Raw genomic sequence first — 3,508 nt, 5'->3', positions numbered from 1 at the left:
GGCGGCGGGGGCGGGGATGGTGGCCTTCAGGTCGGCGTCCGCGTCGGCCGCGACACCGGCGGGCGGCACTGCGACGGCCGCGATGGCGGTGGTGACCACACCGGGCTCCTCGTCGCCGTGGTCGTTGACGTTGGTGTGGTCGACGACCTGGCGGCGGGAGATGAGCCAGATGGCCAGGCAGGAGCCGACGAGGAAGACGGTCACCGCGGCGATGCCGATGTCACCGGTGCGCATGGCGAGCTCGGCGAGCGCCGAGACCAGCGCGGCGGCCGGCAGGGTCAGGCCCCACGCGACGAACATGCGGGTCGCGGTGGACCAGCGGACCACGCCGCCCTTGCGGCCGAGGCCGGCGCCCATGACCGCACCGGAGCACGAGTGGGTCGTCGACAGCGAGAAGCCGAGGTTCGAGGACGAGAGGATCACGGCCGCGGCCGAGGTCTGGGCGGCGAAGCCCTGCTGCGGCTGGAGGTCGGTCAGGCCCTTGCCCATGGTGCGGATGATGCGCCAGCCGCCCAGGTAGGTGCCGAGCGCGATGGCCAGACCGGCGGAGACGATGACCCAGACCGGCGGGTCGGCGTCGGGCGCGAGGGCGCCGCCGGCGATGAGTGCCAGGGTGATGATGCCCATCGTCTTCTGCGCGTCGTTGGTGCCGTGCGCCAGCGAGACCAGGCCGGCGGAGGCGATCTGGCCGGCCCGGTAGCCCTTGGCCGAGGTCTTCTCGCCGACGCCGGCGCCGAGCTTGTACGTGATCTTGGCGGCGAACATCGCGGCGACGCCGGCGACGATCGGCGCGGCGACCGCGGGGAGGAGGACCTTCGTGACGAGCGTGCCGCCGTTGACGGCGCCGATGCCGGCGGAGGCGACCGCGGCACCGATGAGGCCGCCCATCAGCGCGTGCGAAGAGCTGGAGGGGAGTCCGACCAGCCAGGTCAGAAGGTTCCAGAGGATCGCGCCGACGAGCGCGGCGTAGATCACTTCGGGCTGGATGCCCTCTTCGTTGACGAGACCCTTGGAGATCGTCTTCGCGACCTCCACGGACAGGAACGCGCCGACGAGGTTGAGCACGGCGGACATGGCCACCGCCGTCTTGGGCTTGAGGGCGCCGGTCGAGATGGTGGTCGCCATCGCGTTGGCTGTGTCGTGGAAACCGTTCGTGAAGTCGAACACGAGAGCGGTGATGATCACGATCCCGAGGAGAAGCGTTATGTGCTCCATTTACCCAGGCTTCTGTTTGGCGTCAGTGGCTCGGCGACCGTAGGCAACGTGGGTGAACGGAAGATGAACTGCCACGGGCGGCGCGGTGGACGCCCACGTCTCCGGAGCGCTCCATTCCTCCCTCATTAGGGTGATGAATCCCGATTAATGCACGTCAAAGCGGGGTTAACGAGCCCCTCCGGGCGCCTCGCCCACCCTCTCCACGGGTTCCGAAACCCGGCCGGAAGTGATCCACATCACCCGGTGAACCCCCTCGCCGGAAGCGCCCCGAGCGGCCGCCGAACCCTCCTCGATCACGTTCCGCTTCCGCCCCCTCACGGAACCCTCCGGTGGCCCGCCCGCGCACCCGGTCCGACACTGGAGCGGTGCGTACCGCCACGGTGACGGCAGCGGCCGTCGCGACCACCCTCCTCGGTGCCGGCGCGGCCGCTGTAGCGGCGGGCCGGCTCGCCGCGGACGCCGCCCTGCGGCCCGCCCCCGGCCGCCCGCTGCCGGGCGGCCCCCGGCTGATCGTCCACTCCACCGCCCCCGGCTCGGTGGCCCTCACCCGTTCGCTCGCCTCGCTGCGCCCCGGCACCTACGGGCTCGCCGCCCCCGGCGTCCACGCCGTCGTCGGCGAGGTCCTCGACCCGGCCGACCGCGACCCCGACACCGTCGTGCGGCGGCTCCTCGCCGTCACCCACGGCAGCCTCGACCCCGGCACCCGCGTCGCCCTCACCCCCCAGGTCCACCTCGGCGACCCCGGCAGCGCCCTCGGCCTCGAACACGCCGACGTGGACGTCCCCGGCGAGCTCGGCGGCATGCCGGCCTGGTTCGTGCCCGGCCCCCGCGCCACCTGGGTGATCGCCGTCCACGGCCTGGGCGCCGGACGCGAGCACTCCATGGTCGCGATGCCCTGCCTGCACCGGCTGGGCCTGCCCGTCCTCGCCCTCGCCTACCGCGGCGACCTCGGCGCCCCCGCCTCCCCGGACGGCCTCGGCCACCTCGGCGAATCCGAGTGGCGCGACGTGGACGCCGCCATCCGCTACGCCCTGCGCTACGGCGCCCGCCGTGTCATCCTGTACGGCTGGTCGACCGGCGCCGCCATGGCCCTCCACACCGCCGAGCGCTCCGCCCTCGCCGACCGCATCAGCGGACTCGTCCTCGACTCGCCCGTGCTCGACTGGCACGCCACCCTCCGCGCGCTGGCCGCCGCCCGCCACACCCCGGCCGCCCTGCTCCCGCTCGCCGTCCGCGCCGCCGAAGGGCGGGCCGGACTCCGCGCCGGGCGCCGGGCCCCCGGGGAGGACCCCCGCGCCCTGCGGGTCCCCGTCCTCCTCTTCCACGGCCCGGAGGACGCGATCGCCCCCTGGGAGCCCTCGCGCCGGCTCGCCGCGGCCCGCCCCGACCTCGTCACCTTCCAGACCGTTCCCGACGCCCCGCACGGCGCCATGTGGAACGCCGACCCCGAGCGGTACGAGGAGGCCCTGCGGCGCTTCCTCACCCCGCTGATGTGAAGGGCTCACCGCCGTGAGGTGAAAGGCCACCGGATCCGGGCCGTACGGGCACCACAACGGGGCAAATGCCTACTCTGCCCCGGTATGGACCGCCGATAACAACCGGTTCCGTTTGGGCTTTCGGCCGGTGACGGGCGAGACTTCCTCCGTGACGTCCCGAAAGCCTGATGAGCAGTTGGTTCGCGACTCCAGACTCCGACTCGTCTCCCCGCGCTCGGTCGCGACCGCCCGCAAGGCGGTGACCGACCGGCGCACCCGGCCGGCCCCCCGGCCCCCGGCGGGCACCCCCGGCACGGCCGAACTCGCCCACCGGGCACGGGTGTCCCTCGCCGACGCGGTGCGGCTCGCCCGCTGGGCCGAGGGCAACCTCGGCGCGGGCGACGGCAACAGGCCCGCACCGGCCGGCGCGCTGCCCGCCGCGGACGTCGAACGCGCCGCCGCCGAACTGCGGCTGACGCACGGGCAGATCCGGGCCGGCTGGGACCGCGCCCGCCTCGCCGGACTCGTCGAGGTCCACGGAGGCCACGCCCGGCCCGGCTGGCGGCTGCGCGCCTGGGACCGCGACGACACCGCCGTGCTGCGCGGCTGGGTCGCCCTCTTCGACGCCTGGTCGCTCGTGCACCCCGCCCCCGCCGACATCGCGCCCTCGGTCGTCGCGGAAGTGGTCGAGGCGATGCCGCAGCTGCTCTCCCTGCTCCAGCTGTCCGCCGGCCCCGTCACCGTCCCCGACCTGCTCGACCTGCTCGGCCAGCGCGTCACCGAACTCCGGGACGAGCGCTGCGAGGTCCCCTACGGAC

Annotated in this window: 2 protein-coding genes and 1 pseudogene; 2 read left to right on the top strand and 1 reads right to left on the bottom strand. The window is 74.2% G+C overall.

The features are described from left to right. A partial coding sequence (locus EF903_RS30355; RefSeq protein ID WP_148142614.1) for an inorganic phosphate transporter occupies positions 1–1,215 on the bottom strand: 1,215 nt, incomplete at its 3' end. A gap of 365 nt (positions 1,216–1,580) precedes the next feature. Here EF903_RS30355 and EF903_RS30350 point away from each other — a divergent pair. After that, positions 1,581–2,711: a S9 family peptidase gene (locus tag EF903_RS30350; RefSeq protein ID WP_125548197.1), complete on the top strand. Its 1,131-nt coding sequence runs from the start codon at positions 1,581–1,583 to the stop codon at positions 2,709–2,711. Positions 2,712–2,859: 148 nt separating this feature from the next. Next, positions 2,860–3,508: pseudogene (locus EF903_RS30345) on the top strand (hypothetical protein); the annotation flags it as partial.

It is taken from the genome of Streptomyces sp. WAC05292 (genome assembly GCF_003949955.1).
GTDB lineage: Bacteria > Actinomycetota > Actinomycetes > Streptomycetales > Streptomycetaceae > Streptomyces > Streptomyces globosus.
The sequence above is the reverse complement of the archived record's forward strand: the minus strand, read 5'-3'. Positions and strand labels throughout refer to the sequence as shown.